Origin of the sequence: Pseudomonas sp. DTU_2021_1001937_2_SI_NGA_ILE_001 (assembly GCF_032463525.1) — a bacterium.
GTDB lineage: Bacteria > Pseudomonadota > Gammaproteobacteria > Pseudomonadales > Pseudomonadaceae > Aquipseudomonas.
Genome location: NZ_CP135971.1, coordinates 62,240 through 88,142 on the forward strand (window position 1 = coordinate 62,240; position 25,903 = coordinate 88,142).

17 protein-coding genes, 2 tRNA genes, 3 rRNA genes and 2 pseudogenes are annotated in these 25,903 nt (G+C 60.4%); 13 read left to right on the plus strand and 11 right to left on the minus strand.

Translation table 11 applies throughout. The features are described 5' to 3' along the window. Window positions 1-2 precede the first annotated feature (2 nt). The 6 genes from RRX38_RS00290 to RRX38_RS00315 are packed head-to-tail and all read right to left on the minus strand — an operon-like array spanning window position 3 to window position 7,040. A complete protein-coding gene (locus RRX38_RS00290) occupies window positions 3-785 on the minus strand; it encodes a WbqC family protein (protein ID WP_315961048.1) in 783 nt (260 codons plus the stop codon). A gap of 42 nt (window positions 786-827) precedes the next feature. Continuing rightward, a complete protein-coding gene (locus tag RRX38_RS00295) occupies window positions 828-3,044 on the minus strand; it encodes a polysaccharide biosynthesis tyrosine autokinase (RefSeq protein ID WP_315961049.1) in 2,217 nt (738 codons plus the stop codon). Beyond that, a complete protein-coding gene (locus RRX38_RS00300) occupies window positions 3,045-3,497 on the minus strand; it encodes a low molecular weight protein-tyrosine-phosphatase (RefSeq protein WP_315961050.1) in 453 nt (150 codons plus the stop codon). Continuing rightward, a complete protein-coding gene (locus tag RRX38_RS00305; RefSeq protein ID WP_315961051.1) occupies window positions 3,487-4,422 on the minus strand; it encodes a glycosyltransferase family 2 protein in 936 nt (311 codons plus the stop codon). Before RRX38_RS00305 ends, RRX38_RS00300 begins: the two co-directional genes overlap by 11 nt. A 3-nt stretch (window positions 4,423-4,425) precedes the next feature. After that, window positions 4,426-5,922, minus strand: a complete 1,497-nt coding sequence (locus tag RRX38_RS00310; protein WP_315961052.1) for a lipopolysaccharide biosynthesis protein — start codon at window positions 5,920-5,922, stop codon at window positions 4,426-4,428. Between the two features lie 5 nt (window positions 5,923-5,927). Next, window positions 5,928-7,040: a DegT/DnrJ/EryC1/StrS family aminotransferase gene (locus RRX38_RS00315; protein WP_295477315.1), complete on the minus strand. Its 1,113-nt coding sequence runs from the start codon at window positions 7,038-7,040 to the stop codon at window positions 5,928-5,930. A 651-nt stretch (window positions 7,041-7,691) separates the two neighbouring features. Between RRX38_RS00315 and RRX38_RS00320 the strand changes: the two genes are divergently transcribed. Then, window positions 7,692-9,500, plus strand: coding sequence for an aminopeptidase P family protein (locus RRX38_RS00320; RefSeq protein WP_315961053.1), 1,809 nt, complete (start codon window positions 7,692-7,694; stop codon window positions 9,498-9,500). A gap of 12 nt (window positions 9,501-9,512) precedes the next feature. Here the strand turns inward: RRX38_RS00320 and RRX38_RS00325 are convergent, their stop codons facing one another. Together RRX38_RS00325 and rhtA are read right to left on the minus strand one after the other, a co-directional pair. Then, window positions 9,513-9,803 carry a hypothetical protein gene (locus RRX38_RS00325; protein ID WP_295477311.1) on the minus strand — a complete coding sequence of 97 codons (291 nt, stop codon included), beginning with the start codon at window positions 9,801-9,803 and terminating at the stop codon, window positions 9,513-9,515. Window positions 9,804-9,968: 165 nt separating this feature from the next. Then, a complete protein-coding gene (gene rhtA / locus RRX38_RS00330) occupies window positions 9,969-10,853 on the minus strand; it encodes a threonine/homoserine exporter RhtA (RefSeq protein WP_315961054.1) in 885 nt (294 codons plus the stop codon). 591 nt (window positions 10,854-11,444) lie between these two features. On the opposite strand from rhtA, the gene RRX38_RS00335 reads away from it, so the two are divergent. The 5 genes from RRX38_RS00335 to rrf all read left to right on the plus strand — a co-directional run bounded on the left by RRX38_RS00335 (window position 11,445) and on the right by rrf (window position 16,596). Next, window positions 11,445-12,981 (plus strand): 16S ribosomal RNA (locus RRX38_RS00335). 77 nt (window positions 12,982-13,058) lie between these two features. Beyond that, window positions 13,059-13,135 (plus strand) — tRNA-Ile (locus RRX38_RS00340). A 7-nt stretch (window positions 13,136-13,142) separates the two neighbouring features. Then, a tRNA-Ala gene (locus RRX38_RS00345) sits at window positions 13,143-13,218 on the plus strand. Window positions 13,219-13,457: 239 nt separating this feature from the next. Next, window positions 13,458-16,348 (plus strand): 23S ribosomal RNA (locus RRX38_RS00350). 132 nt (window positions 16,349-16,480) lie between these two features. Beyond that, a 5S ribosomal RNA gene (gene rrf, locus RRX38_RS00355) occupies window positions 16,481-16,596 on the plus strand. Together the 16S, 23S and 5S rRNA genes with 2 tRNA genes alongside form the textbook arrangement of a ribosomal RNA operon. 169 nt (window positions 16,597-16,765) lie before the next feature. Here rrf and queD read toward each other — a convergent pair. Then, window positions 16,766-17,122 carry a 6-carboxytetrahydropterin synthase QueD gene (queD, locus tag RRX38_RS00360; RefSeq protein WP_144403353.1) on the minus strand — a complete coding sequence of 119 codons (357 nt, stop codon included), beginning with the start codon at window positions 17,120-17,122 and terminating at the stop codon, window positions 16,766-16,768. A gap of 163 nt (window positions 17,123-17,285) precedes the next feature. Between queD and RRX38_RS00365 the strand changes: the two genes are divergently transcribed. From RRX38_RS00365 to RRX38_RS00390, 7 genes and pseudogenes are all read left to right on the plus strand, one after another. Beyond that, window positions 17,286-17,594: a PepSY domain-containing protein gene (locus RRX38_RS00365; protein ID WP_315961055.1), complete on the plus strand. Its 309-nt coding sequence runs from the start codon at window positions 17,286-17,288 to the stop codon at window positions 17,592-17,594. Beyond that, on the plus strand, window positions 17,594-17,899 hold the full coding sequence (locus tag RRX38_RS00370) for a PepSY domain-containing protein (RefSeq protein WP_315961056.1): 306 nt from the start codon (window positions 17,594-17,596) through the stop codon (window positions 17,897-17,899). Before RRX38_RS00365 ends, RRX38_RS00370 begins: the two co-directional genes overlap by 1 nt. Next, a complete protein-coding gene (locus RRX38_RS00375; protein WP_315961057.1) occupies window positions 17,899-18,567 on the plus strand; it encodes a response regulator transcription factor in 669 nt (222 codons plus the stop codon). Before RRX38_RS00370 ends, RRX38_RS00375 begins: the two co-directional genes overlap by 1 nt. Then, a complete protein-coding gene (locus RRX38_RS00380) occupies window positions 18,564-19,886 on the plus strand; it encodes a sensor histidine kinase (protein WP_315961058.1) in 1,323 nt (440 codons plus the stop codon). Before RRX38_RS00375 ends, RRX38_RS00380 begins: the two co-directional genes overlap by 4 nt. Before the next feature lie 115 nt (window positions 19,887-20,001). After that, window positions 20,002-20,796, plus strand: a pseudogene (locus tag RRX38_RS24880) (cache domain-containing protein); the annotation flags it as partial. A gap of 264 nt (window positions 20,797-21,060) precedes the next feature. Further along, window positions 21,061-21,654, plus strand: a pseudogene (locus tag RRX38_RS24885) (methyl-accepting chemotaxis protein); the annotation flags it as partial. Window positions 21,655-21,753: 99 nt separating this feature from the next. Beyond that, entirely contained in the window at window positions 21,754-22,818 is a 1,065-nt protein-coding gene (locus RRX38_RS00390) for an AI-2E family transporter (protein ID WP_315961060.1), read from the plus strand. Between the two features lie 67 nt (window positions 22,819-22,885). On the opposite strand, the gene nuoN is transcribed toward RRX38_RS00390, so the two are convergent. Together nuoN and nuoM are read right to left on the minus strand one after the other, a co-directional pair. Then, window positions 22,886-24,355, minus strand: coding sequence for an NADH-quinone oxidoreductase subunit NuoN (nuoN, locus tag RRX38_RS00395; protein ID WP_315961061.1), 1,470 nt, complete (start codon window positions 24,353-24,355; stop codon window positions 22,886-22,888). A 7-nt stretch (window positions 24,356-24,362) separates the two neighbouring features. After that, window positions 24,363-25,895, minus strand: a complete 1,533-nt coding sequence (nuoM, locus tag RRX38_RS00400; RefSeq protein ID WP_315961062.1) for an NADH-quinone oxidoreductase subunit M — start codon at window positions 25,893-25,895, stop codon at window positions 24,363-24,365. Between the last annotated feature and the right edge of the window lie 8 nt (window positions 25,896-25,903).

The following is a 25,903-nucleotide window of genomic DNA, read 5'->3' on the forward strand; positions in this document are numbered from 1 at the left end:
CTTCACTCCACCGCCAGGTGGTTCGGAACCGAGGCACGCTCGACGTCCATGCAGGGGTCGTTGGCGGCGCCGCCTTCGCTGACCGTGAAACTGCCGAGCAGCGCCTGGACCTGGGCGACACTGTTGAACATCAGCACATCGATGATCGACAGGCTGGAGACGAACTCCGCGCCGAACTGCTGGTAGCTGACCGGGTTCATGCTGAAGAAGCGCAGCAGCAGGCCATGGCGTGCGAAGCGGTCGCGGTCGTACAGCTCGAAGCCTCCGATGGGGTTGAGGAAGGTGCGGGCCGAGAACAGCTGGGCGATGTTGATGACGCGGTCCTGTTTGTCTGTGCAGGACTCCAGGCGCAGGTCCGAGCCGCGCAGGATCGGCGTGCTGATGCCCAGGTAGGCACACACTTCGCGCAGCGCGTTTTCCGCATACAGCGCCAGGTTGTGCTGCGGGAAACGCACCAGGCGCTCCAGCAATGGCATTACCTGCGCGAAGCAGGGCGCCTTGCGGTAGCTCTGGGTGATGAGGTTGAGCAGCCGGTCGGCTTCGACCTCGAAGAAGGTGTCTGCCAGGCGCCGTTGGCGGATCGGCAGTTCGAAGCGGTCCTTCTTGACCGGGAAGGTCAGCAGGCGGGGCGCGCCATCGCACAGGATGCGATTGCGGTTGACCCAGCCGGCGCGGATGTACTGCAGGTCGTCACCGAGCACGAACACGTCGGCGGCGGCGATGAGCTGGAAGTAGCCCAGGTAGGGGAACAGATACGGCTGCATCATTGCGATGGTCCTGGCCATGGTGAAGCTCCTTTTGCGAGTCGCGGGGTATCTGATTCCGGTTCACTGGCGAACGGGGTGGTAGCTGTAGCCATAGGTGGTGCAGTCGTACTCGGCGGTCGACGCCTTGCGCACCACGGCGTTGAAGATCGCGCCCTTGATGACGATGCCGTTCTGGTTGAGGCGGCGCTTGCAGGCCTCCAGCTCGCGGCTGGTGGTCAGGCCGAAGCGCGCCACCAGCAGACAGGTGGCGGCCTGCCGCCCGACCAGGGTGCCGTCGGTGACAGCGAGGATAGGCGGGGTGTCGATGATGATCAGGTCGTACAGCGCCGACAGCTCGCCAAGCGCCTTGCCGAAGTTGTCATGCATCAGCAGTTCCGACGGGTTGGGCGCAGCGAAGCCGCAGGAGATGAAGTCCAGGTTGCGCACTTCGGTGCGGTTGATCACCTCGGTACAGGGCAGCCGCGCAGCGAGGGTGTCGGACAGCCCGTGGCGCGGTTGCAGGCCCAGCACCTTGTGCAGATAGCCACGGCGCATGTCGGCGTCGATGAGCAGCACGCGTTTGCCGGTCTGGGCGATGATCACCGCCAGGTTGGCCGAGACGAACGACTTGCCGGCGCCGGGCAGCGGGCTGGTGATCATCAGCACGTTGTTGCGCGCTTCGAGCATTGCGAAGTGCAGGCTGGTACGCAGGCTGCGCAGCGATTCCAGGGCCAGTTCCTCCGGCGCCCGGGTGCTGAGCAGCCGTGATTCACGGGGCAGACCCGGCGCGGCGGTGAGTTTGTCCAGGCGTTCCTGCTGGCGCGAGAACGGCAGCGAGGCGTACACCGGCATGCCCAGGTGCTCGATCACCTCGGGGTTCTCGATGCCGCGGTAGAAGGCCTGGCGGATGAAAATGATGATCACCGCCAGCAGCGCGCCAGCCAGGGTGGCGATCAGCACTACCAGTTTCTTCATCGGCTTGACCGGCTTCTCGACGTTGGTGTCGGCGTTGTCGATGATCCGCACGTTGCCGATGCTGCCGGCGCGCAGGATGTCCTGTTCCTGGCTCTTGTTGAGCATCAGCGTGTAGGTCTGGCTGATGACCTGCATGTCTCGGGTCAGGCGCAACAGCTCCTGCTGCGACTGCGGCAGGCTGTCGATCTTCTTCAGTAGCAGCTGCTTCTGGCTGTCCAGCTGGCCGATCTGGCTCATCAGGCTGCGGTAGGTCGGGTGTTCGTGGGTGTACAGGCGTTCGAGCTCGACGCGCTTGAGCTTGAGTTCGGACAGCCGGTTGTCCAGGTCGACCACCTGGTCGAGTACCCCCTTGGTCTCGATGGACAGGTCGACCGAGCGCGCGCTGGTCTGGAATTTCTGCAGGGCCATTTCCGCCTCTTCCAGCTGCTTGCGCACCATGGGCAGTTGCGAGCGCAGGAACTCCAGGCGCTGCGCGGCTTCTGCCGAGCTGCGTTCGACGTTCTGGCGCACGTACAGGCGGCTGACTTCGTTGAGGATGCGGTTGGCCTTTTCCGGCTCGGGGTCTTGCAGCGAGAGGTAGATGATTCCCGAGTCCTTGCCGGCTTCGGTGATTTTCAGGCGGTCCTGCCAGAGCAAAGCGCTGCTCAGTGTGCGCTGGCGTGACAAGGTGAACTCGGTGCCGGGGCGGGCGTTGAGTTCGGCCACCTGGATGGTCACTCCATGCCCCTGGCTGCTACGCCGCACCACGCCGTTGAGCAGCAGGTTGCCGTCAGCGTCCAGCAACTGGTACTGGCCGGTCTTGCCGGCCACCAGCTTCAGCGATTCGCCGAGAAGCGCCTCGGGCACGCTGAGCTGGAACACGTCGAGCTTTTCGCCGCCCCAGGCATAGCCGTCCAGGCCGAACCAGGGCTCGGCCAGTTGCCCGGGGTATTCAGGCTGGAAGCGCCGAAACAGCCAGGCGCCGATGACCGGCAGGCGATCAGGGCTGGCTTCGATGTTCAGGCGCAGGTCATCGACCACCTTGACCAGCAGTGCGCGGGACTTGATCAGCTCGATCTCGGTGGCCGCCGGCGAGGCCGACATCGGCTTGTTGTTGACTTCGGGGATGCCTTCGATGCCGATCTTGCGCGGCTCGATCTGGATCATCGCCGAGGCCTGGTAAATGGGCGTGGCAAGAATGCTGTAGAGCACGCCAATCACGAAACTCAGGCCGGTGAGCCAGAGGATCAGGCGCTTGTGGTCGAGCAACAGGTGCAGCAGGGTGGCCAGGTCGATCCGGCTGTCGTGAGGGGCGTCCAGCGAAGGACGATTCATGGCGTTCATCTATTTCGGATCTCCCGACTCAATGTAAGGAAGCCAGTCGCCGACACTGCGCCACAGCAGCTGGTAGGCCTGCTCGAAAGCCGCTCTGGGCTGGCGGTAGGGGTCGGCAACTTCGCTGGGGTGTTGCCATTGGCTGATCAGAAAGGCTTTGCCGCGTATTTCCGGGGCCAGGTGCAGCAGCCTGTCCAGGTGGGTACGTTCCATCGCCAGGACCAGTTGCGCGCGGCGCAGCATGGGCCGGTCGAGCTGTCGCGACTGGTGACCGGGCGACGGCATGCCGTGGTCGTGCAGCACCGCCTGGGCCAGCTCGTGCATGGGGGCGCCGGCCAAGGCGCGCAGGCCTGCCGAGCGAATACTGATACGGCTGCCCGCCAGGCGCTGGCGCAGGATGGCCTCGGCCATTGGGCTGCGGCAGATATTGCCCACGCAGACCACCAGGACCTCACTGAACATGGGCGCTCCTGCCGGACAGGCGCAAACGCCGCCCCAGATTGATCAGCACGTTGACGGCGGTCTGCAGCAGCGCCTGGAACTTGTGACGAGGTGACAGCGCGGCCAGTGACAGGCAGACGTTCTGCACCAGGAAATGCTCGTAGAGTGCCTGGTTGCCCAGGCGGTGGTAGTAGTTGGCCAGGCTGGAGCAGGTCTGCAGGCTCATGTGCAACTTGCGCTTGTCGCTGCGCATGGAAAAGATCCCGCCGGGGTGCAGGCGGTAGGCCGCCGGCTTGATCTGCTCCATGAACTTGCCCTTGCCGTAGGCACCCAGCAGCGACCACCAGCACAGGTCGTTGAGCGGGGCGACCTGGATCTGCAGTTCCGGCGGCATGCGTGTCAGCACGTTGCGAAAGCAGGTGGTCAGGGTCGAGATGGGGCGGGCCTTCTGCAGTTCCAGGGCGCTGGCATCGCGGCGCAGTTCGCCTTGCAACTGCACGCCGTACTGGCGCTTGTCGTCGAAGGCGATCGCGTCGTGATAGGTGATCACGTAGTCGGGGTTGCGCTCCAGAAAGTCCACCTGCAACTGCAATTTGCGCGGGTCGGTCCAGTAGTCATCGCCTTCGCAGAAGGCGATGTAGCGCCCCCGGGCTTCGAGGAACAGCGCCGGCACACAGGGTTTGCCCTGCCGAAACTGGTTCTGCTCGTGGTAGAAGGGCCGGATGATGTGCGGGTAGCGTTCGGCATAGCGCGCGATGATGCGCGCGGTGCCGTCGGTGGAGGCGTCGTCGTTGACCAGAATCTCGAAGGTGAAATCGGTCTGTTGTGCCAGGAAACCATCCAGCGTCTGGGCGATGAAGGCTTCCTGGTTGTAGGCCGGGCAGACGATGCTCAACAGTGGAGGCTGCGGCGATTCGGGGCGCGCGGGGCGGGCAAAGGCATCCATGGCTCAGGTACTCGGTTTGCTCAGGGTCAGGAGGATCTTGTGCATCAGCGGTCGGTCGCTGAGGGCGACCAGTGCCAGGGTGAGCAGGCCGCTGGCCGCCAGGGCCAGCAGCAGACCGGCGCGTCCGCCGCCGGCGATCAGCTCGAACAGCGGGGCGCTCAACGCCAGGCCCAGTGCAGTCATGGCGGTAATGCGCAGCAGGTCGCGCAGCCAGACGCCATGGATGCCCGGCGCCAGATGGCGGTGCACGATCAACGGCCACAGGGCCAGTGACACCAGGCGCAGTGCGGTCCAGGCCAGGGCAGCGCCGAGCACGCCCAGCGCAGCGACCGCCCAGATCATCACCGGCACGGTGATCAGCGCCGAGACCAGGCTGTAAACCACATGCAGGCGCATCTGCCCATGGGCGTACTGCAGATAGAACTGGAATCCGCTGATGGCCATCACCGCACTGCCGACGGCGTACCAGCCCAGCACGGGCTGGCTCCAGCGTGCTGCAGCGATATCGCCGGTCCAGGCCAGGATCAGCGCTTCGCCGTGCAGGGCAATCACCCCCGCGAGCGGGAACAGCAAGGTGCAGACAAAGCGATGGGCGGCCAGGTAAAGGCCGTGCATGTCAGCCTCCCGACCTTCGGCAAGCAGCCGGGTGAGGCGCGGCAGCAAGGTCTGCACCAGCGGGTTGGTCAGGGTCAGCAGGCCGTTGGCGACCAGGGCAATCAGCGAGAAATAGCCGTATTCCGCGAGGGGCAGGCGCTCGGACAGCAGCACCTTGTCCAGCTGGGTAAGCACCACCCAGAGCACGGCGGTCAGTGACATGCCGGCGGCAAAGGGCAGGACCTGGCGCAACTGGGGCATGTCGAAGCAGGCCAGGCGTGCGGGCAGCTGCTGCCAGGCCCTGGTGGCGAACAGCAGGGTTTCGACCAGGCTGACCGCGACCTGGAACAGAAAGAAGTCGCGCACATCCTGGGAAAAATCGCTGACCAGCAACCAGGCGCCGAAGTAGCGCAGGCTGGCAATGGCCACATTCGCAGCGTTGAGCCAGGCGTGCTGTTCCAGGCCCTGCAGGCCGCTGCGGTAGAGGGTGGCGTACAGGCGCAGAGCGATTACCACACCCATCAGCGCGATGCATTCGCTGACGGTCTGCGCTGAAAGCTGCTGTACATTCAGCCACTGGTTGGCCATCCATGGGCTGGCCAGGTCCACGGCCATGACACAACCTGCGGCCAGGGGCAGAAACAGCCACTCGAACGAGCGTAGCAGCCGACCCGTCGCCCGGTGCGCCATGGGGTCCGTGCTCTGCCGCGCCACGGCACGTACCAGGCTGGGCGACAACCCGGCATCGAGCAGCAGCAACCAGGCTTGCAGCACGGTGAAAAAGCCGATCAGGCCGTAGGCTTCGGCGCCCAGGTGTGCGAGGTAGAACGGCATGATCGCGATGCCGACGAGCATCACGTAGGCCTGCCCGACATAATTGAGCGCCGTATTGCGAATCACCGACATGCGGATTACCCGATTTCGGCCATGGCCGAGCTGGCGGTGTGCGGGCTGCAGCTGTGCAGCAGCGTTTCGATGACCTGATCCTGGTCTTCGGGGTGCAGGCCGGGGTAGATCGGCAGGCACAGCACCCGGTCGCTGAGGGCCCGGGCGAATGGCTGGCCCTGCTGCGGTTGCAGGTATTCCAGGGTGTCGAGGCAGGGATAGAAGTAGCGGCGCGGGTTGATGCCCTGGGCGTTGAGGGCGGCCCGGGCCTTGAGCAGCTGCGGCTCATCGCGCAGGGCGACCGGAAAGTAGCTGTGGTTGAGAAGGCTGTCGGCGGCGGGCTGTTGCAGGTCCAGATACTGGCCAAGGCGCGAGCGGTAGCGCCTGGCGATTTCGGCGCGTGCGTCGAGAATGTGGTCGAGGTCGTCGAGGATGCACAGGCCCATCGCTGCGCAGAACTCATTGAGCTTGGCGTTGATGCCGATGCTTTCGATGCGGTCGACGTCGGCGATGCCGAAGTTGCACAGCAGCTTGACGCGTTGCGCCAGTTCGTCGTCGTTGGTGACGATGGCGCCGCCTTCGATGGTGTGGAACAGCTTGGTGGCATGGAAGCTCAGGGTGCTGATATCGCCCCAGCGATATACGGAGCGCCCGGCATGGCGGACGGCGAAGGCGTGTGCGCCGTCATAGACCACCTTGAGGTTGCGTTGCCGGGCGATCGCCTCGATGGCTTCCACCGCGCAGGGGTTGCCGAACACATGGGTGGCGACAATGGCGCTGGTGTCGCTCTGGATGGCGCTTTCTATTTTCTGTGGCGAGAGGTTCCAGGTGTGCGGATCGATATCGGCGAACACCGGACGGATACCTTCCCATTGCAACGAACTGCTGGTGGCGACGAAGCTGAACGGTGTGGTCACTGCGCTGCCGCTCAGACCCAGGGCTCGGTAGGCGATCTGCAACGCCAGTGTGCCGTTGTTGGTAAGGATCACGTGACGGACACCCAGGAAGTCGCGCAGGCGGGCTTCCAGTTCCATGACCAGCGGGCCGTGGTTGGTCAGCCAGCCGCGGCTGTAGATGCCTTCGACGTAGCGCTTGAATTGGTCGATGTCGCCCAGGTAAGTCTTGGTCACGTTAATCATCTGAACCTCCATGTCGGTCGTGGCAATGCGCAATGACGGCAGGCTCCGCCTAGTCGGGCGGCCGTGTCGGATTGGGCGATTGTTCGGGCACGCTACCGCCAGAAGACCAGGTCTCCGGCAGCAGGCTTGAACGACCAAGGCCATGGCAGGCGCGGCGGTCGGAAAGAACTGGGCAAAGCTACCGCCAGGCCGGAGGCATCCAGCCGGGTCAGAAGACGATGCGAGTCGACAGGCATCCAGCCGTGCGAGGCCGCACGGAGGAAACAACTAACGTCCAGAGGTACTTCGGTAGGGAGTCAAGGCGAGGATTCCGATGCAGTGCTCTGTGGCGCTGGCATACAAGCTGGGAATCTTCAGACAGACCTATATATTGAGGGTGTCTGGCCATCTGTCAAACTATTTCGTCAAATTCCTGTTAAATTTTTGATAAGTATCAGGAAATAACGCTAAGTAATTGAATTAAAAAGCGTCGATATAAAGACGTCATTTATATGTCGCCGCCCCGACAACTTTATGCCTGTCAGGACCTGACGGTTTTTTTCAGGTCCCTGACAACGGCGCGCAACGGCAGGCCGACGACGGTTGCCCCGTCCTGGCGGGTGTTCCATTATCTGCGGGCGATGAAATGAAACCGAATCAGCAGGAGAGGGAATGACTACACACACCAATGCCAACGGCGTGGTCGCGCAGCGGCTGGCGCGGGCCCGCGCGATCATGCAGCGCGAGGCTATCGATGCCTGGCTGGTTCCGTCCGCAGACCCACACCTCTCCGAGTACCTGCCTGGCTACTGGCAGGGACGCCAATGGCTATCGGGCTTCAACGGTTCGGTCGGGACGCTGGTCATTACCCAGGACTTTGCAGGCCTGTGGGCCGACAGCCGTTATTGGGAGCAGGCCCTCAAGGAGCTGGCCGGCAGCGGTATCGAACTGGTCAAGCTGATGCCCGGCCAGCAGGGGCCACTGGAATGGCTGGCCGACCAGGCCGTGGCCGACACCGTGGTCGCCGTCGACGGTGCAGTGCTGGCCGTGGCGTCCTCGCGTACCTTGGCCAGCAAGCTCTACGAGCGGGGCGCCCGGCTGCGTACCGATGTGGACTTGCTTCTGGAGTTGTGGAAGGACCGGCCTGCCTTGCCGGCCAACCCGGTTTACGAGCACCTGCCACCGCAGGCATCGGTCGGGCGTTTGGAGAAGATCCGCCGAGTGCGTGAAACCATGGCCGAGCGCGGTGCGGATTGGCACTTCATCGCCACCCTCGACGACATCGCCTGGCTGTTCAACCTGCGGGGTTCGGATGTCTCCTATAACCCGGTGTTCATCGCCTTCGCGCTGATCGGTCCGCAAAGCGTCACGCTGTTCGTGGGCGGTGACAAGGTCAGCCGCTTCGTCCGCGAGAGCCTGGAGCGCGATGGTGTTTCACTGCTGGAGTACACCCAGATCGGTGCAGCCCTGCGCGAAGTGCCCGGTAGTGCACGCATGCTGGTCGACCCGGCGCGGGTGACCTGTGGCCTGCTCGATTATCTCGACAGCGAAGTCAGCCTGGTGGAAGGGTTGAATCCCAGCACCTTGTTCAAGTCGCGCAAGAGTGAGGAAGACACGCGACATATCCGTCGTGCGATGGAGCAGGATGGTGCGGCACTTTGCGAGTTTTTCGCTTGGCTCGATGGCGCTCTGGGTCGGGAGCCGGTCAGCGAGTTGACCATCGATGAGCAACTGGGCGAGGCGCGCAAGCGTCGGCCTGGCTATGTCTGCCCCAGCTTCGCGACCATCGCCGGGTTCAACGCCAATGGTGCCATGCCGCATTACCGTGCCACGGAGGCCGAGCATGCGCAGATCGAAGGTGATGGACTGTTGCTGATCGACTCGGGTGGTCAATACCTGGGGGGGACCACCGACATCACTCGCATGGTTCCGGTCGGGCAGCCTAGCCTGGAGCAGAAGCAGGATTGCAGCCGGGTGCTCAAAGGCGTGATTGCCTTGTCGCGTGCCCAGTTTCCCAAGGGCATTCTTTCGCCGCTGCTCGATGCCATTGCACGGGCGCCGATCTGGGCCGATTCGGTTAACTATGGCCATGGCACCGGTCATGGAGTCGGCTATTTCCTAAACGTCCATGAAGGACCGCAGGTGATCGCCTATCAGGCGCCGACCACACCGCAGACGGCAATGCAGGCGGGCATGATCACTTCCATCGAGCCCGGAACCTACCGGCCTGGGCGCTGGGGCGTACGGATCGAGAACCTGGTGATCAATCAGGAAGCCGGGCAGAGCGAGTTTGGTGAGTTCCTGCGTTTCGAAACCCTGACCCTGTGCCCGATCGATACTCGCTGCCTGGACCTTGGCATGCTGACGGGAGAAGAGAAGGCCTGGCTCAATGCCTATCATGCGCAGGTCAGCGAACGTCTGAGCCCGCTGTTGCAGGGGGCGGCCCTGGCCTGGTTGCAGGAAAGAACCGCCGCCGTGTGAGGCGGCGCGGGGTCAGAGGCGAGGTTTCTTGCAGATGATGATCATGCTCCGGCTGGTATAGCCTGCCGGGTTGATCCCGAAGGGGTAGTCGCCAGGGTCTTCGACGACGTCGCCAGACTTGGCGATCACCCGGTACTGGCTGGACTCACAGACGCTGACCGCCTGTTCGTAACACTTCTCCCATGAAGAGGAGAGCCCTGAGCAACTGATGTGAATGCCGCGTTTGGTCTGTTTGATCGGCGCGGATGTTGCGGTGCACCCCGCTACAGTCATCAGCGCCAGAAGCATGAAGATGTATTTCATCCCGTTCCTTAACCGGCCACGTCTTTGAATCGGCTCGAATATCTGGGTATGTGCCAGTGACCGGAACCTCGAAATGGTTCGGGTCGGGACGTTTCCCAGACATTGCCCAACCATCGCCCATAAGCATGACAATTACCAGCGCCTTTTGCGCCTGCCAGTGTCAGGTCAGTCGGCGGGCACCCATTTGGGTTGCTCCGGGGTATTGGAAAAGGTCACGCCCATGGAGGCCAGAATGATTGCCCCGATGGCCATCCATTGCAGCAGGCTCAGCTGTTCCTGCAGGAACAGCAGGCCGGAGAGTGCGGCGAAGACGGGCTCCAGGCTTGCCAGTGTGCCGAAGGTACGTGCCGACATGCGGGTCAGCGCCACCATTTCCAGGCTGTAGGGCAGGGCGGTCGACAGCACTGCGACGCCGATCGCAGCGGGTATGAGTGATACATCCAGTAATGAAGAGCCTGCATGCGCAATGCCAAAAGGTGCAGCGAAGCAGGTGGCGACGATGACGCCGAGTGCGGCGGTCTGAACGCCATTGTGCTCGCCGGCTTTCTGCCCGAACACGATATAGGCGGCCCAGCAGGCGCCGGCACCCAGTGCATAGGCTGCGCCCACTGGGTCGAGGGATGTGCCGGTCTGGCTGCTCGGGATCAGCAATAAGAGCCCTGCTGCAGCCAGGCCGATCCAGATGAAGTCGATGGCCCTGCGCGAAGACAGCAGTGCGACGGTCAGTGGTCCGGTGAGTTCGAGCGCTACCGCAATCCCCAGGGGCACGCTGCGTAGCGACATATAGAAGAGCAGGTTCATGCCTCCCAATGCCATGCCGTAGAAAACGATCATGCTCAGTGCGCGCGGGTTGAAGCGTGCTCGCCATGGGCGCAGGACCAGAATCATGATGAGGCTGGCGAATACCAGGCGCAGGGTCGTGGTGCCTTGTGCCCCTACTGCGGGGAAAAGACTCTTGGCCAGCGACGCGCCGGTCTGGATGGAGGCCATGGCGATCAACAGCAACCCCAGGGGAAAGAGAATGGGGGCTAGGCGGCGGGGTGAAGTCATGAGGGGCTCTGGATAGTACATATGAAGAATGACGGCTATGATGCGCAGCAATCACGTCTTTGCGCAATATAGTGCGCAGTAGATTAATTTCAGGTCGATTTGAAATTAACAGTTGACGGCCTTTCAGATGTCCTTATAATGCGCACCACTTCCAACGCGGAATGCACCGAAAACTCCTTGAGAATCAACGAGTTAAGGTGAAGCGAAAGAAGTGGTGCGAATCTTCGGATTCCGGCGGTGAAAAAGGCAGTTGACAGCAACTTAGGATGCTGTAAGATTCGCCTCCCGCTGACGAGATGATCGAATGATCGCTCGGCACGCAAGCGTTTCGAAGTTTGAATCGAGATTGAAACTTCTGAAAATAAACGCTTGACAGATTAAGAGGTTAGCGTAGAATGCGCGCCTCGGTTGAAGCGAAAGGCTCAACCAACCGCTCTTTAACAACTGAATCAAGCAATTCGTGTGGGTGCTTGCGCTGTCAGACTGAGAGTCACCAGATTATCAGCAACGTAAGTGACCATGCGAGAAATCACATAGTCATTTGAGATTGCTGAGCCAAGTTTAGGGTTTCTTAAAAACCCAAGCAGTATTGAACTGAAGAGTTTGATCATGGCTCAGATTGAACGCTGGCGGCAGGCCTAACACATGCAAGTCGAGCGGTAGAGAGAAGCTTGCTTCTCTTGAGAGCGGCGGACGGGTGAGTAATGCCTAGGAATCTGCCTGGTAGTGGGGGATAACGTCCGGAAACGGACGCTAATACCGCATACGTCCTACGGGAGAAAGTGGGGGCTCTTCGGACCTCACGCTATCAGATGAGCCTAGGTCGGATTAGCTAGTTGGTGAGGTAATGGCTCACCAAGGCGACGATCCGTAACTGGTCTGAGAGGATGATCAGTCACACTGGAACTGAGACACGGTCCAGACTCCTACGGGAGGCAGCAGTGGGGAATATTGGACAATGGGCGAAAGCCTGATCCAGCCATGCCGCGTGTGTGAAGAAGGTCTTCGGATTGTAAAGCACTTTAAGTTGGGAGGAAGGGTCGTTACCTAATACGTGGCGATTTTGACGTTACCGACAGAATAAGCACCGGCTAACTCTGTGCCAGCAGCCGCGGTAATACAGAGGGTGCAAGCGTTAATCGGAATTACTGGGCGTAAAGCGCGCGTAGGTGGTTTGTTAAGTTGGATGTGAAATCCCCGGGCTCAACCTGGGAACTGCATCCAAAACTGGCAAGCTAGAGTAGGGCAGAGGGTGGTGGAATTTCCTGTGTAGCGGTGAAATGCGTAGATATAGGAAGGAACACCAGTGGCGAAGGCGACCACCTGGGCTCATACTGACACTGAGGTGCGAAAGCGTGGGGAGCAAACAGGATTAGATACCCTGGTAGTCCACGCCGTAAACGATGTCAACTAGCCGTTGGAATCCTTGAGATTTTAGTGGCGCAGCTAACGCATTAAGTTGACCGCCTGGGGAGTACGGCCGCAAGGTTAAAACTCAAATGAATTGACGGGGGCCCGCACAAGCGGTGGAGCATGTGGTTTAATTCGAAGCAACGCGAAGAACCTTACCAGGCCTTGACATCCAGTGAACTTTCTAGAGATAGATTGGTGCCTTCGGGAACACTGAGACAGGTGCTGCATGGCTGTCGTCAGCTCGTGTCGTGAGATGTTGGGTTAAGTCCCGTAACGAGCGCAACCCTTGTCCTTAGTTACCAGCACGTTATGGTGGGCACTCTAAGGAGACTGCCGGTGACAAACCGGAGGAAGGTGGGGATGACGTCAAGTCATCATGGCCCTTACGGCCTGGGCTACACACGTGCTACAATGGTCGGTACAGAGGGTTGCCAAGCCGCGAGGTGGAGCTAATCTCACAAAACCGATCGTAGTCCGGATCGCAGTCTGCAACTCGACTGCGTGAAGTCGGAATCGCTAGTAATCGCGAATCAGAATGTCGCGGTGAATACGTTCCCGGGCCTTGTACACACCGCCCGTCACACCATGGGAGTGGGTTGCACCAGAAGTAGCTAGTCTAACCTTCGGGAGGACGGTTACCACGGTGTGATTCATGACTGGGGTGAAGTCGTAACAAGGTAGCCGTAGGGGAACCTGCGGCTGGATCACCTCCTTAATCGACGACCCAGCTGCGTCGTAAGTTCCCACACGAATTGCTTGATTCCTTGTCGAAGACGATAGCAGCCTGCATATAGGTCTGTAGCTCAGTTGGTTAGAGCGCACCCCTGATAAGGGTGAGGTCGGCAGTTCAAATCTGCCCAGACCTACCAGTTCCCTGGGGCCATAGCTCAGCTGGGAGAGCGCCTGCCTTGCACGCAGGAGGTCAGCGGTTCGATCCCGCTTGGCTCCACCATATTCTGGTCTGCTTGTTGTTGTCAGAGCTTAGAAATGAGCATTTGCCTGAAGTGCCAGGTGGAAATGCTGATTTCTGACCTTTGTCAGATCGTTCTTTAAAAATTCGGATGTGAAACAAGATTTAGACTGTGGACCACTTTCACTGGTGGGCCGCAGGCTAAGGCAAAGAAAGTTTGTTTTTTCAAGCTTTCGGCGAATGTCGTCTTCACAGTATAACCAGATAGCTTGGGGTTATATGGTCAAGTGAAGAAGCGCATACGGTGGATGCCTTGGCAGTCAGAGGCGATGAAAGACGTGGTAGCCTGCGATAAGCTTCGGGGAGTCGGCAAACAGACTGTGATCCGGAGATCTCTGAATGGGGGAACCCACTCAGCACAAGCTGAGTATCCTGCACTGAATACATAGGTGCAGGAGGCGAACCAGGGGAACTGAAACATCTAAGTACCCTGAGGAATAGAAATCAACCGAGATTCCCTTAGTAGTGGCGAGCGAACGGGGACCAGCCCTTAAGTGGCTTTGAGATTAGCGGAACGCTCTGGAAAGTGCGGCCATAGTGGGTGATAGCCCCGTACGCGAAAATCTCTTGGCCATGAAATCGAGTAGGACGGGGCACGAGAAACCTTGTCTGAACATGGGGGGACCATCCTCCAAGGCTAAATACTACTGACTGACCGATAGTGAACCAGTACCGTGAGGGAAAGGCGAAAAGAACCGCGGAGAGCGGAGTGAAATAGAACCTGAAACCGTATGCGTACAAGCAGTGGGAGCCTACTTTGTTAGGTGACTGCGTACCTTTTGTATAATGGGTCAGCGACTTATATTCAGTGGCAAGCTTAACCGTATAGGGGAGGCGTAGCGAAAGCGAGTCTTAATAGGGCGATCAGTCGCTGGGTATAGACCCGAAACCGGGCGATCTATCCATGGGCAGGTTGAAGGTTAGGTAACACTGACTGGAGGACCGAACCGACTACCGTTGAAAAGTTAGCGGATGACCTGTGGATCGGAGTGAAAGGCTAATCAAGCTCGGAGATAGCTGGTTCTCCTCGAAAGCTATTTAGGTAGCGCCTCACGTATCACTCCAGGGGGTAGAGCACTGTTTCGGCTAGGGGGTCATCCCGACTTACCAAACCGATGCAAACTCCGAATACCTGGAAGTGCCGAGCGTGGGAGACACACGGCGGGTGCTAACGTCCGTCGTGAAAAGGGAAACAACCCAGACCGTCAGCTAAGGTCCCAAAGTCATGGTTAAGTGGGAAACGATGTGGGAAGGCTTAGACAGCTAGGAGGTTGGCTTAGAAGCAGCCACCCTTTAAAGAAAGCGTAATAGCTCACTAGTCGAGTCGGCCTGCGCGGAAGATGTAACGGGGCTCAAACCATGCACCGAAGCTACGGGTGTCATCTTTGATGACGCGGTAGAGGAGCGTTCTGTAAGCCTGTGAAGGTGAGTTGAGAAGCTTGCTGGAGGTATCAGAAGTGCGAATGCTGACATGAGTAACGACAATGGGAGTGAAAAACTCCCACGCCGAAAGACCAAGGTTTCCTGCGCAACGTTAATCGACGCAGGGTTAGTCGGTCCCTAAGGCGAGGCTGAAAAGCGTAGTCGATGGAAAACAGGTTAATATTCCTGTACTTCCGGTTATTGCGATGGAGGGACGGAGAAGGCTAGGCCAGCCTGGCGTTGGTTGTCCAGGTTTAAGGTGGTAGGCTGGGATCTTAGGCAAATCCGGGATCCCAAGGCCGAGAGCTGATGACGAGCGTTCTTAGAACGCGAAGTGGTTGATGCCATGCTTCCAGGAAAAGCTCCTAAGCTTCAGATAATCGGGAACCGTACCCCAAACCGACACAGGTGGTTAGGTAGAGAATACCAAGGCGCTTGAGAGAACTCGGGTGAAGGAACTAGGCAAAATGGCACCGTAACTTCGGGAGAAGGTGCGCCGGTGAGGGTGAAGGACTTGCTCCGTAAGCCCATGCCGGTCGAAGATACCAGGCCGCTGCGACTGTTTATTAAAAACACAGCACTCTGCAAACACGAAAGTGGACGTATAGGGTGTGACGCCTGCCCGGTGCCGGAAGGTTAATTGATGGGGTTAGCGCAAGCGAAGCTCTTGATCGAAGCCCCGGTAAACGGCGGCCGTAACTATAACGGTCCTAAGGTAGCGAAATTCCTTGTCGGGTAAGTTCCGACCTGCACGAATGGCGTAACGATGGCGGCGCTGTCTCCACCCGAGACTCAGTGAAATTGAAATCGCTGTGAAGATGCAGTGTATCCGCGGCTAGACGGAAAGACCCCGTGAACCTTTACTATAGCTTTGCACTGGACTTTGAACTTGCTTGTGTAGGATAGGTGGGAGGCTGTGAAGCGTGGACGCCAGTCTGCGTGGAGCCATCCTTGAAATACCACCCTGGCAACTTTGAGGTTCTAACTCAGGTCCGTTATCCGGATCGAGGACAGTGTATGGTGGGTAGTTTGACTGGGGCGGTCTCCTCCCAAAGAGTAACGGAGGAGTACGAAGGTGCGCTCAGACCGGTCGGAAATCGGTCGCAGAGTATAAAGGCAAAAGCGCGCTTGACTGCGAGACCCACACGTCGAGCAGGTACGAAAGTAGGTCTTAGTGATCCGGTGGTTCTGTATGGAAGGGCCATCGCTCAACGGATAAAAGGTACTCCGGGGATAACAGGCTGATACCGCCCAAGAGTTCATATCGACGGCGGTGTTTGGCACCTCGATGTCGGCTCATCACATCCTGGGGCTGAAGCCGGTCCCAAGGGTATGGCTGTTCGCCATTTAAAGTGGTACGCGAGCTGGGTTTAGAACGTCGTGAGACAGTTCGGTCCCTATCTGCCGTGGACGTTTGAGATTTGAGAGGGGCTGCTCCTAGTACGAGAGGACCGGAGTGGACGAACCTCTGGTGTTCCGGTTGTCACGCCAGTGGCACTGCCGGGTAGCTATGTTCGGAAGAGATAACCGCTGAAAGCATCTAAGCGGGAAACTCGCCTCAAGATGAGATCTCACTGGGATCTTGAATCCCCTAAAGGGCCGTCGAAGACTACGACGTTGATAGGTGGGGTGTGTAAGCGCTGTGAGGCGTTGAGCTAACCCATACTAATTGCCCGTGAGGCTTGACCATATAACACCCAAGCCATCTGCACCGCAGTGGCGGTGTGTGAAGACGCAACAGCCGAAAGCTGGAAAACAAACTGCCGCTTGTTTCACAACCGAATTTGCTGGAACGCCGCAAGGCGCGCCGGCCACCGAATTTCTTGACGACCATAGAGTGTTGGAACCACCTGATCCCATCCCGAACTCAGCAGTGAAACGACACATCGCCGATGGTAGTGTGGGGCTTCCCCATGTGAGAGTAGGTCATCGTCAAGATTAAACACCAAAACCCCTGATCGCACTGCGGTCAGGGGTTTTGCTTTTGCGCCGGGAAAACATCAGACCCGCATTGGCTCCATCTGGGCGCCTCATCAGCCAGCGCCTGACATAAACCGCGTGCAAAAAAAGACCGCCACTTGGGCGGTCTTGGCTCAGCCATGCCTGATCAGTCGCCGCGATACTCGCAGCCGCTGGTGCATGTTTCGTGAATACGGATGGCCGACAGCTCGGGCAACAGCGGTTTGAGCTCATTCCAGATCCATTTCGCCAGGTTTTCGCTGGTCGGGTTTTCCAGGCCGGGAATGTCGTTGAGGTAGTTGTGGTCCAGTCGCTCATAGAGCGGCTTGAAGATCGCCTTGATCTCCGAAAAGTCCCTGATCCAGCCGGTATGTGGATCGACAGGGCCGGACAGGTGAATGCCGACGCGAAACGAGTGTCCATGCAGGCGGCCGCACTTGTGGCCTTCCGGCACGTGGGGCAGGCGATGGGCAGACTCGAAGGTGAATTCCTTGAAAATTTCCAAAATAGCGACTCTGTAGCGAGATTCAGCAGGGGAGTTTACCAGTTGATGGCATAAACGACATGGCTGCCGTGGCTGAAAGGGTAATGGCATCTAGCCAGAGGAATTCAGCTTGAGTTAAGTTCCTGCCGGTATCGTGATCCTATGCAGACTCATGGAGGTCATGATGAACACCCAGGTAACCTGGCTGGCCGCCGTCGTGCTCAACCTGGCGGCTCCCATCGCACTGGCGCGAGATATCGCGGCGGATGAGATGTTGCGCCTGAAAGAGGCCGGCGTCATTCTGCCGTTCGAGAAGCTCGATACCCTGGCCTTGGGCGCGCACCCAGGGGCACGGATTACCAGTACCGAGCTTGAGCGCGAATACGGAAAATACATGTATCAAGTGGAATTGCGCGATAGCCAGGGCATCGAATGGGATCTGGAACTTGATGCCGTGACAGGGCAGATCTACAAGAACCATCAGGATAACTAATGACTGCCGAACGATGCCGCGTCGTGTTGCTGGGGCTCATCATGGTGTGCACCCTTGCGCAGGCACGCGACCTGAACCAGGACGAGGCCCTTGAGCTGCGTCAACGTGGGGTGATTCTGCCGCTGGAGCAATTCATCGACCTGGCGTTGTCACGCTACCCTGGGTCGAGGCTGCTCGAGGCCGAGCTGGAAGAGAAGCACGGTGTCTACGTGTACGAGGTTGAGCTGGTGACCACCGAAGGCGTGGTGCGCGAGATCAAGTTCGATGCCCGTGACCGTCGCTTGCTGAAAGATGAGGAGGACTGATGCGTTTGTTGCTCGTGGAAGACCATGTGCCCTTGGCCGATGAGCTGATGTCGGCTCTTTCGAGACAGGGGTATGCCGTGGACTGGCTGGCAGACGGACGTGATGCGCAATATCAGGGCTTGAGCGAACCCTACGACCTCATCGTGCTGGACCTCGGCCTGCCAGGGTTGCCAGGTCTCGAAGTGCTGGCCTACTGGCGCAGCCAGGGCATGAGCACACCGGTTCTGATTCTGACTGCCCGTGGCTCGTGGTCGGAACGTATCGAAGGACTCAAGGCCGGCGCGGATGACTACCTGACCAAGCCCTTCCATCCTGAAGAACTGCAACTGCGGATCCAGGCGCTGCTGCGCCGTGCCCGCGGCCTGGCCAACCAGCCCAAGCTGGAAGCCGCAGGCCTGCATCTGGACGAGAACCGCCAGTCGGTATCCCGCGATGGGACGGAGATCCAGCTGACCTCAGCAGAATTTCGTCTGCTGCGCTACTTCATGCTTCATCCGCAGCAGATCCTCTCCAAGAGCCATCTCTCTGAACACCTCTATGATGGCGAGAATGAGCGCGACTCCAATGTCATCGAGGTGCACGTCAACCATCTGCGACGCAAGCTGGGCCGCTCGGTGATCGAGACGCGCCGTGGTCAGGGCTACCTGTACGGTGGGGCCGGCGCTTGAGGTCGATCCAGCGACGCCTCAGCCTGGGGCTGGTAGCGATCATGCTGGTGATCGGCCTGGTCATGGCTCAGACCAGTCTGTGGTTGTTCGAGCTGGGCTTGCAGCGTTACCTGGAGTCAGGCCTGCGCAACGAAAACGAGAACCTGCTGGCGGCGATCGTGCGTGGGCCTACCGGCCTGCAGCTCGATGAGCATCGTCTGTCCGGGGCCTACCACCGGCCGTTTTCCGGGCACTATTTCCGGGTGGATTTCGCGCAGGCGCACTGGCGCTCCCGGTCGCTATGGGACTTCGAATTGCCTGAGTCCAGCGCCACCGGGCTACACGCCAACCTTGAACTGGGCAAGACCGGCCAGTCGCTGCTGTTGCTGACTGCTGAATACCGCAAGTTCGGCCAGCAGATCTTCATCACCGTGGCACAGGACTACACCCCCGTGCGCCAGACCTTCCAGCGTGTCCAGCAGATCGGTTTGGCGTTTGGCCTGGCGGCCTTGCTGCTGGTCCTGGCGCTGCAACGAGTCACGGTTCGCCGTGCATTGCAGCCGCTCGACAAGGTGCGCAAGCAGATCCGCCAGCTGCAGCAGGGGCAGCGTTCGCAGCTCGACGATCAGGTGCCTCTGGAGCTGCAGCCCCTGGTGGATCAGATCAACCACCTGCTGGCGCACACCGAAGACAGCCTCAAGCGCTCGCGCAACGCACTGGGCAACCTTGGGCATGCCCTGAAGACACCGCTGGCGGTGCTGATGAGCCTGGCCTCCAGTGCCCAGCTCGACGAGCGTCCTGAATTGCGCAGAACCCTGCAGGAGCAGCTGCAACAGATCCAGCATCGCCTGGAGCGTGAACTCAATCGTGCACGGTTGTCGGGCGATGCACTGCCCGGGGCACGCTTCGATTGTGATGCAGAGTTACCGGGGCTGTTCTCCACCCTGCGCATGATCCACGGTGAGCACCTGCACCTGCATAACGATGTTCCGGCAGGGCTTTACCTGCCGTGGGATCGCGAAGACCTGCTGGAGCTGCTGGGCAATCTGCTGGACAACGCCTGCAAATGGGCAGACAGCGAGGTTCGGCTGAGCATCAGCCATGGGCCGCAGGGCACTTGTATTCTGGTCGATGATGATGGTCCCGGAATCCCTGAAGAGCGTCGCGAAGCGGTTCTGTCGCGTGGTACACGGCTTGACGAACAAACTGACGGCCACGGGCTTGGCTTGGGCATCGTTCGTGATATCGTGGAAACATGGGGTGGCACATTGACATTGCTTGACGGGCCTCGCGAAGGCCTGCGTGTCCGTATCGACCTGCCCGAGCGGACCGCCAGTTGATGTGAGAAAGAGCCCAAGTATTCTGCCATTGTGCCGATAGCCTCTGTAGAACGCTGCTTTCCATAACGACAACCATAAGGCACAGCCCATGCGTCCTAATCTGAAAGGCAAGGTCATGTCACTGGCCGTCGCGCCGGTTGTTCTCTTCGCACTGATCATCAGTGTTTCGACCATCTATATCCTCCACCAGCAAGCCGACCAGGAGGTCAACGAAACACGTGAGCGGCTGCTCGAGGAAGCCAAGGTCAACCTCAAGGATCATGTCACCATCGCCCTCAGTGCGATCAAGCCCCTATACGATGCCGCGGCCCCTGGCGACGAGGCCCCCAAGGCGGCCGCCATCAAGCAGTTCTCTGCCGTGAGCTACGGCAAGGACGGTTACCTGTTCGGCTACGACTCGAACGTCATCCGCATCTTCCGCAGCAACAGCTCCGACGGTATCGGCAAGAGCTTCAACGATGCGCGCGACCCCAACGGTGTGTACACCAACCGCGAGCTGGTCGCGGTCGGCAAGAACGGCACCCACTACGTACGCTACGCGTCGGCCCTGCCTGGCCAGACCGAGCCGGTGCCCAAGATTGGTTACACCGAATACCTGCCCAAGTGGGACCTGGTGGTGGGCAGCGCAGTTAACCTCGACGGTATCGAAGCCCAAGTGGCCCAAGTGCGTAAAAACATCGAGGCCCGCCTGCAGGAGATGCTCTACAGCATCCTCGGAATCGCCGTCGCGCTGGTGCTGATCATCAGTATCGTCGGCGTGCTGGTCACCGGCACCCTGTTACGCCCACTGCGCCTGATGAAGGCCAGCCTGGACGATATCGCTGCCGGTGAAGGCGACCTGACCCGCCGCCTGCCCGTGACTAGCCAGGATGAGCTGGGTGAATTGGCCGGTTCCTTCAACCGCTTCGTCGACAAGATCCATTCGCTGGTAAGGCAGATGACCGAGGTGACGACCCAGTTGACCGGGCTGGTGGCCGAGGTATCTGCCCAGGCCCAGCGGTCCGAGCAGGCCATGGACAGCCAGCGCTACGAGACCGACCAGGTCGCCACCGCCATCAACCAGATGTCTGCTGCTGCCCATGAGGTAGCGCACAGTGCGCAGAATGCCTCCTCGGCGGCCCAGCAGACTGACGAGCAGGGACGCGTCGCCAAAAGTGTGGTGGATGGCAGCGTGAAGCAGATCCACTTGCTGGTCGAGGATATCCGCAAGAGCGGTGCTTCACTGGACAGCCTGCAGCAAGATGTCAGTGCCATCGTCGGCGTACTGGGGGTGATTCGTTCGATTGCCGAGCAGACCAACTTGCTGGCGCTCAACGCGGCCATCGAAGCGGCGCGCGCGGGCGAGGCCGGTCGTGGCTTTGCGGTGGTGGCCGATGAGGTACGGGCACTGGCGAGCCGTACCCAGCAGAGTACTCAGGAGATCCAGGGCATGATTGATCGCCTGCAGTCCGGCACCCAAGAGGCGGTCAATGCCATGCGTCGCTCCAGCGAGGCGGGGGAGGGCACCTCGAACAAGGCAACCGAAGCCGGTCAGTCACTGGTGACCATCAGCGAGTTGATCGCCACCATCAATGCCATGAATGCGCAGATCGCCAGTGCTGCCGAAGAGCAGACCGCCGTGGCCGAAGAGATCAACCGCAGCGTGCATCAGATCGCCGTGGCCGTGGACAGCGTCGCCGAGCAGACCCGTCAAGGCGCGAGCACTTCGCGCAGCCTGGCCGACCTGGGGCAGCGGCTGGACAGCCTGGCGGGCCAGTTCCGCGTCTGATCCGCTGCGCAGGCTGGGCATAAAGTACGGCACTCGCCGGTCGCCAGGCTGACTAACGCTCTGAACGGGCATCAGTCAGCCTGACGACACGGACGAGACATGAACGAAACCTCCCTGCACTACAAGACCTTTATCCTGCTGCTGGTATTGGTCAGCATCGCCTTCATCTGGATCCTGTTGCCGTTCTACGGCGCGGTGTTCTGGGCCGTGACCCTGGCGGTGATCTTTTCGCCCATGCAGCGCCGCCTGCAGAACCGCCTGCACTGGGAGCGCAACCGCACGGCGCTGGCCACACTGGGTATCTGCCTGGTCATCGCGATCCTGCCGGTCATCGTCATCAGCGCCATGCTGGTTCAGGAAGGGGCATTGCTCTACAAGAACGTCGAGAGCGGCAAGCTGGACATCGCAGCCTACCTGGACGAGTTCAAGATGCTGCTGCCGGCCTCTGCCCAGCACCTGCTCGATCGCCTGGGCATGGGCGACTTCAACGGCCTGCGGGACAAGATCACCAAGGGTGCCATGCAGGGCAGCCAGTATCTGGCGACCCAGGCGTTCAGCTTCGGTCAGGGCACCTTCGATTTCGTGGTGGGCTTCTTCATCATGCTCTACCTGTTGTTCTTCTTTCTGCGCGACGGCCATGAGCTGGTGCGCAAGATCCGCAATGCCGTGCCATTGGCCGACCAGCATAAGCGCCGCCTGCAACTGAAGTTCACCCGTGTGGTGCGTGCGACGGTGAAAGGCAACATCGTGGTCGCGGTCACTCAAGGCGCGCTGGGTGGCCTGATCTTCTGGCTGCTGGACATCCCCAGCGCGTTGCTGTGGGCGGTGATCATGGCCTTCCTGTCGTTGCTGCCGGCGGTAGGGGCGGGGATCGTCTGGGCACCGGTGGCAGTGTACTTCCTGCTCAGCGGCATGCTCTGGCAAGGCGTGGTGCTGGGCCTGTTCGGGATCTTCGTCATCGGCCTGGTCGACAACCTGCTGCGCCCCCTGCTGGTGGGCAAGGACACCCGTATGCCGGACTATCTGATCCTGATTACCACCTTGGGCGGCATGTCGGTGTTCGGCCTCAACGGCTTCGTCATCGGCCCGCTGATCGCTGCGCTGTTCATGTCGAGCTGGGGGCTGTTCAGCACCAATCGCCGTCCCGTGCGTCTGCCAGGCTAGATCACAGAGGTTGTAGCGGTATAAAAAAACCCTGCCGAGGCAGGGTTTTTTGTGAACGACCGATTTATCAGCCTGGCAGGTGGATACCTGCGTTGACCACCAGGTCCAGCAACGGCTGCGGGTAGACACCCAGGGCGAAGGTCAGGATCGCCACGGCCAGCAGCATCACGCCGCCGGTACGTTGTGCCCAGTTGATGGCAGCGTCGTGACGCGGCAGCTTGTTGTCCACCAGGTACATGGTGACCATCACGCGCAGGTAGTAGAACACCCCGATGGCACTGCCCAGCACCAGCGCGCCGACCAGCCACCACAGTTGCGATTCCACACCGCTGGCAATGATGTAGAACTTGCCGATGAAGCCGGCGGTCAGTGGGATGCCGGCCAGCGACAGCATCATCAGGGTCATGACTGCGGTCAGGTAAGGGCGGCGCCAGAACAGGCCGCGATACTCGAACATGGCGTCGGCATCGCGACCGGCGTATGGCGACGACATCATGGTGATCACCCCGAAGCTGCCCAGCGAGGTCAGCACGTAGGTGGTCAGGTACACACCGATGGCTTCCACGGCCATGCCCTTGCTCGCCACCAGGGCGATCATCAGGTAACCGAAGTGCGCGATGGACGAGTAACCGAGCAGACGCTTGAGGTTGTTCTGCACCAGGGCCAGCAGGTTACCGACCACGATGGAAGCGACGGCGATAACCGCCAGCACGTCGTGCAGCACACCGCTGCTGGCGGCCGGGGAGATCTGGAACAGGCGCACCAGTACCGCGAACACCGCCACCTTGCTGGCAGTGGCCAGGAACGCCGCTACCGGCGCCGGAGCGCCTTCGTAGACGTCCGGGGTCCACAGGTGGAAGGGTACCAGCGACAGCTTGAACGCCAGGCCCACGACCATCATGCCCAGACCCAGACTGGCGATCGGGCTCGGCATGCCGGTGGCCGCCAGGGCCTTGCCGATGCCGTCGAAGCTCAGGCTGCCGGACTCGGCATACAGCAGTGCCATACCGAACAGCAGGAACGCGGAACCCGCAGCCGACAGCACCATGTACTTGATGCCGCCTTCCAGCGAGCGCTTGTTGAAGAAGGCGTAGGCCACCAGGCCGTAGACCGGCACCGAGAGCAGTTCCAGGCCGATGAACAGCCCGGCGAGGTTCTGTGCGCAGACCAGAACCATGCCACCGGCCGCGGCCAGCAGCACCAGCAGGTACAGCTCTTCGCGGTTGCCAGGGTAGCCGACCTTGCCGTCGCCCAGGTAGGCATGCGCCATGGTGACGCAGGCCAGGGTCGAAGCCAGGATCAGCGCCATGTAGAAGCACGCGAAGGGGTCTACGTGCAGCAGAGGGGTGACCACCAGTGGCGCGACCTTCAGGGCCGGATAGACCGACAGCAGCGCCAGGTTCAGGCCTGCCACACTGAGCAGGAAGGTTTGCGAGTGATTGCGGCGCCATGCGATGGCCAGCATCACCACCACGACGGTGATGCTGGTGATCAGCAGAGGGCCTAGCGCAATAAAGTGTTGAATCGTCAGGTCCATAGCGCTCTTACCGGGCCGAAGCGAGTTGAGTGAAGGCAGTGCCTAGCCATTGCTGCACGCCATGCATGGTCGACGCCGAAGTGTCCAGAAACGGCTGCGGATACACGCCCAGCACGATCAGCAGGACGGCCAGGCCGAGCACCATGATCATTTCCCGTGCGTCCAGGCCCTTGTACACCGCATCGGACTGCGATGGGCCGAAGTAGGCACGGTGGATCATGATCAGCGAGTACACCGAACCGAATACCAGGCCGGAGGTGGCGATCGCCGTGACCCATGGCGAGCTGACGAAGCTGCCCAGCAGGATCAGGAATTCGCCGACGAAGTTGCCGGTGCCCGGCAGGCCCAGCGATGCGGCGGCGAAGAACAGGCTGATGGCTGGCAGGTAAGGAATGCGCGACCACAGGCCGCCCATCTGGCGCATGTCACGGGTGTGCAGGCGCTCGTACAGCTGGCCACTGAGGATGAACAGGGCGGCTGCCGAGAGACCGTGGGCGATCATCTGCACCACCACGCCCTGCAGGGCCTGTTGGCTGCCGGAATAGATACCGATCAGCACGAAGCCCATGTGCGAGACGCTGGAGAAGGCGATCAGGCGCTTGATGTCGGTCTGTGCGAAGGCCAGGAAGGCGCCGTAGAAGATACCGACCAGACCCAGGGCCATAGCGATGGGCGCGAACTCTGCCGAGGCATTGGGGAACAGCGGCAGCGCGAAGCGCAGCAGGCCGTAGGCGGCGGTCTTCAGCAGGATACCTGCCAGGTCCACGGAACCGGCGGTCGGCGCCTGGGCGTGGGCGTCTGGCAGCCAGGAGTGCAGCGGCACCACCGGCAGCTTCACCGCGAAGGCGATGAAGAAGCCCAGCATCAGGATGTACTCGGTGCCAGGAGCCAGTTGGGTCTTCAGCAGCTCGGCGTAGGCGAAGGTCAGGTTGCCGGTCTGGTTGTAGTGCACCAGCACCAGGCCGAGGATCGCCACCAGCATGATCAGGCCGCTGGCCTGGGTGAAGATGAAGAACTTGGTGGCGGCGTAGATCCGGGTCTTCTTGCCGTCTGCCGAACTATGACCCCAGAGCGCGATGAGGAAGTACATCGGCACCAGCATCATTTCCCAGAAGAAGAAGAACAGGAACAGGTCGACGGCCAGGAACACGCCGACCACGCCACCGAGGATCCACATCAGGTTCAGGTGGAAGAAGCCGACCTTGCGGTCGATCTCTTTCCACGAACACAGGACCGACAGCACACCGAGCAGGCCGGTGAGCATGATCATCAGCAGCGACAGGCCGTCCAGGGCCAGGTGCAGGCTGATGCCGAAGCGGGTGATCCACTGGGCCTGGTATTCCAGGGTCCAGGTGGGAGCGGCGCCAGGAGCAGGCGCCAGGGTGTAGTTGCCGACAGCCCACAGCCACAGGCCGAGGCCCAGCAGCAGGGACATGGTCGCCAGCGCGATCCAGCGTGGCATCGTGGCGCTGACGCGCTCGAACTGCCAGCAGAGCAGGCCGCCGATAAAGGGGATCAGGATTAGCCAAGGCAGAATCATGACGGGCT